Source organism: uncultured Mailhella sp. (assembly GCF_947631555.1).
Classification (GTDB): Bacteria; Desulfobacterota; Desulfovibrionia; order Desulfovibrionales; family Desulfovibrionaceae; genus Mailhella.
Map to the genome: position 1 here is coordinate 1 of NZ_CANRLT010000137.1, position 3,704 is coordinate 3,704.

The 3,704-nt window shown below is 59.8% G+C and carries 5 protein-coding genes; all 5 read right to left on the minus strand.

Annotated features, from left to right (window positions below):
* A partial coding sequence (locus tag Q0Z94_RS11470) for an ATPase, T2SS/T4P/T4SS family (protein WP_298069837.1) occupies positions 1 to 827 on the minus strand: 827 nt, incomplete at its 3' end.
* Positions 824 to 1,807 (minus strand): type IV secretory system conjugative DNA transfer family protein, encoded by a 984-nt coding sequence (locus Q0Z94_RS11475; RefSeq protein ID WP_298069839.1) that lies wholly within the window; start codon positions 1,805 to 1,807, stop codon positions 824 to 826. The genes Q0Z94_RS11470 and Q0Z94_RS11475, both read right to left, overlap by 4 nt.
* The gene (locus Q0Z94_RS11480; protein ID WP_298069840.1) at positions 1,804 to 2,274 is read right to left on the minus strand and encodes a DotD/TraH family lipoprotein; all 471 of its coding nucleotides are present in this window, start codon (positions 2,272 to 2,274) and stop codon (positions 1,804 to 1,806) included. Before Q0Z94_RS11480 ends, Q0Z94_RS11475 begins: the two co-directional genes overlap by 4 nt.
* Before the next feature lie 46 nt (positions 2,275 to 2,320).
* The gene (locus Q0Z94_RS11485) at positions 2,321 to 2,752 is read right to left on the minus strand and encodes a hypothetical protein (RefSeq protein ID WP_298069842.1); all 432 of its coding nucleotides are present in this window, start codon (positions 2,750 to 2,752) and stop codon (positions 2,321 to 2,323) included.
* 1 nt (position 2,753) lies between these two features.
* Positions 2,754 to 3,704, minus strand: a 951-nt coding sequence (locus Q0Z94_RS11490; RefSeq protein ID WP_298069844.1) for a DotA/TraY family protein, incomplete at its 5' end; no start/stop codon positions are given.

Here is a 3,704-nt window from a genome sequence, read left to right on the forward strand (position 1 = left end):
AAGGGGAAGACATTGATGATGCGGGAGAGCGTTTCCGGCACGGAGCGGGTATGTACGGTGGAATAGGCAGCGACGCCGATTTCCGCGCTTTCCATCATGCCGCGCAGGGTATCGGGATCGCGGCTTTCGCCAATCAGCACCACGTCAGGGGCTGTGCGCGTGGAGTTGCGTGTGGCCGTCAGGAAGGACTTCAGGTGTTCGGGGATCGTGCTTTGTGAAACAGGGCCGCCTGGATTCGGTACTGCGTCGAAGTCGAACTCAATGGGAGCTTCGTAGGTGGTGACATGACGGCCGCCGGTTTCGATGATACGCCGCAAGATAGCGGCCAGCAGGGTGGATTTACCCGATCCCATGACACCCGTAACCAGCACCAGACCATTGGAGGGCATGGCGTGGTCAAGAATGCCCTGTTCCACATGCAGGTCTTCCAGCGCGGGTGGCATGGAGGGAATGGCACGAAAGACGATTTTGACGCCAGTAGAATAGCCGTCCGCCACCGGTGTGGCGTTGCCGCGATAACGCCGCCGCACACCGCGCGATTCCTCTATTTCATGGGCAAAGTCGTAATCCGACTGGCCGGATTTGATCTGTGCGGAAACGGAGTTGTTCCTGGTCAGACGCTCCAGTGCAGCCAGCAGTTCATCCGTGGTGATGGGACGCTGCGTCACCTGTCGCCACGCGCCGTTGAGCCGCATCCAAGCGGGTAGACCGGAGCGCAGGCACAAATCCGACATGCCGCTGTGCGTGGCCCAGAGCAGCAGATTGTTAATCTGTGAGTATTCCCAGCGGATACGGGGTTCCGCGGGATAGAAGTCGATGCCGGTCATTGTCTCTTTCCCTTTTTCTTTTGCGCGACAGGTGCAACCGTGAACGCGGAAGGTGCGGTGATCCGGTATACCTTTTGGCCGATATTCAGTTTGTTGCCTTGGGTGCGCGTCCCCATATCGGCGGAAGCCGTATGGACGCGGCTCAAAAGGTGTTGCGCAGTCAGCAGATGGTAGAGCAGGACGCCACGATAGGTTCGCGCCATGCGGGCGACGTTATCGGCATAAAGTTGATCTGCTTCGGCGAGTCCTTGTGTCCAGGCTTCGCGTACCGCAGCCCGCCAGATGGCACGTTCTTCCGTATTTTTTGGCAGAACGGCGGGGTTGGGTTGTTCTGGAGCGGGGAAGTCATCGGCCATAAGAAATTCCCGCCAGTTTGGCACAACTGCGATGTACCGCGCGGGTTCCAGCAGCTCATAGGTGGTTTTGGCGCTTGTGGCCGTTGCCCCATCCTCGATACGCATGGACGCGCCCGCCCGCGCAATCTGCGGCGGCAGAATCATGGCTTCGCCCTGGGTGAGCAGGAGCGGCCCGAAGTTGAAGGCCGTATCCATGATGGCGCTGTAGCGTTTGGTTTCCGCCACAAGCTGACCATAGCGCCAGGACATGGCCGTTTGGAACGTGATCAGTCGCGCCGCTTCCCGGATGGCTTTGGGCCGCATGAGCTGAACGGCGCTTGGTTCCTTGCCGCCGCTTCCCTTCATTTCCAGCAGTTCCGCCAGTTCGGCGGGGTCATTATGACGCGGCCCGGAGACGGGATCGGCGGGAACATGCACGACAAGGGATTGCCCGGAGGCATCTTCCTGATAGGAGGCGTCATGGGGAGTGAAGGCCCCCTCTTTGGTTGTGCCGTCGGCAGACTTCGGCGCATTGACCACTTCCGGCGACACCGGCGCGGGATTGACGACTTCACCCTGTTTTCCGGCGCAGCCAGACATGACGACGCAGGAGAAAAGCAGCAGGAAACCCGCAAGACGTTTCATGACCGTCCCTCCAGCCCGGAAGTTTTTGCCAGCGTCAGTACTCGATTGACAGGATCGACACGCACCACGGCTTGCGGCTGAATCTGCCAGGCGATGTCTTCCAGCAGTTCATGCGCGGGACGATTCAGGCCATGCACCACAATGGGCATTGCCTGCGCCGAGGGAGCGCCAGTTTCCCGATAGCGATAGCCGGCTTGCAGGCAGATTTCCTTGAGTGCGCCGGAGGCTTCGCCTGTCCAGTCGATGGAAATGGGTTGGGCCAGAGAAGGATCGGCGGGCGGCAGCAGGGGCTGCATTCCCTGCCCGCGCAGTCTGGCAAGCATGGCGAGTTCGCCGTGGGCCTGTTCCGCAGCCTGCCCAAGCGTGGCCGAGACAAAATCGACTGTGGGAGGAACCGGAGGCGCGGCTTTTTGCGCACAGGCGGCAAGAGCCAGACAGGATAGCATCAGCAGAGTTTTTGGTAGCACGATGATTGCTCCTTTTATAAGGTGAAAACAGACACACCCCGCCCGCTCACCGGTGTTTGCGCAAGCGCGGCAGCCAGCGGCACAGCGGGGTAAAACGGCGGTTTCGCAAAATGGAAATGCGCCAGAGCGTTGTGACCATGCCAAGCAGACAGGGCGGCGCAATGCAGGCCAATGACAGGAAAGAAAGCGGACGACTTTCCGACCAGGCCGCCGTAATGAGGCAGGCCAGTATCGGAACAGCGAACACCAGCAGACGCAGGCGCAAGGCCGAGATGACGCCGGGAATGTCGGCTTCAGTCATGCCCCAGGCCGCAAGCACGAGCTTGAAATCTTCTTCCAGTGCGGTCTGTTCCGAGGCCCCGCGGTGCTGCTGGAAAGCGGCCAGCAGGGAGCGGAAACCGGCACGGAGTTCCGTCAGATGCTGACGGGATTCACCGGCGACAGCCAGAATATTTGAGAGAGAAGCGGGAGTTTTCATGTCAGCTCCTGAAATGCTTTTCCGTCAGCCCTGAACCGGGCCTGCCCCATTGCCGCGAAATGTCGCCACGCAGTTCCCTTGCGCCGTGCGCCCCGGAACTGACGGCATTGGTGGAGCCGACAAAGACATTTTTGACGCCTGCCTGATCTTCCTTTTCACCGAGGGCATGGAACTGCTGGCCTATCCAGTTGGTGACGTGTTCGGGCAGATAGTGAATAAGGCTGAAAAACTTGTTGGCCGTCATAATGACCACGATGCCCAGGATGACGAGCATGGAGAACGTGCCGGTGATGCCGATGATTTTGGTCTGCATGGTCCCGCCGACAAACAGCTCGAAGCCCGCGCCGAGCATCCGGCCCACCACATTCATGAGAATGACGGCGGCGAAGAATCCCGCCACCATGAGCGGCGGACGAACAAGGATGCCGAGCAGGAGGAAATAGCCCCGTTTGCCGTGCTGTCCCGCCGCTCCCTCGCCGTCGGGTAGCGCATGGGCGCAGAGCCAGAGCGGCGCGGCCACAAGCGCTTCCACGACCAGAATGATCCAGCCGACCAGAGCGGAGATCCAGCGGATGAACGGAATGGCTGGTAAATAATATGCCAGCGCCAGCCCATAGAGCAGAAGCGGCAGAAAGACCGTGAACAGAACAAACGAAATGTACTTGTCCAGATTGGGAACGGCCTTGCCCACAAAGGGCAGGGCTTTACCCATCGCGTGCGTCACATCTACAACGCCGAGTGCCGAAGCCAGCCCCCAGGCTGATCCGATAAGGTAATCTCCTACATTGGACACGGCCATGACAGGATCACTGGAGGACAGTTTTTCGATGGTGATGGGCAGAATGTTCCCTGCTACAAGCTGATTCAGCGTCGCCCGCAGCCAGTTGCAGATTTCGTCAAAGGCCCGGCCTTCGTCCGTGACGGACGGCGTGGCCGTAGTGTCGGAAATGCC

Coding starts and splice junctions, on each gene's coding strand:
- Q0Z94_RS11475 (WP_298069839.1), bottom strand. CDS start 1,807: ATGAAACGTCTTGCGGGTTTCCTGCTGCTTTTCTCCTGCGTCGTCATG.
- Q0Z94_RS11485 (WP_298069842.1), bottom strand. CDS start 2,752: ATGAAAACTCCCGCTTCTCTCTCAAATATTCTGGCTGTCGCCGGTGAA.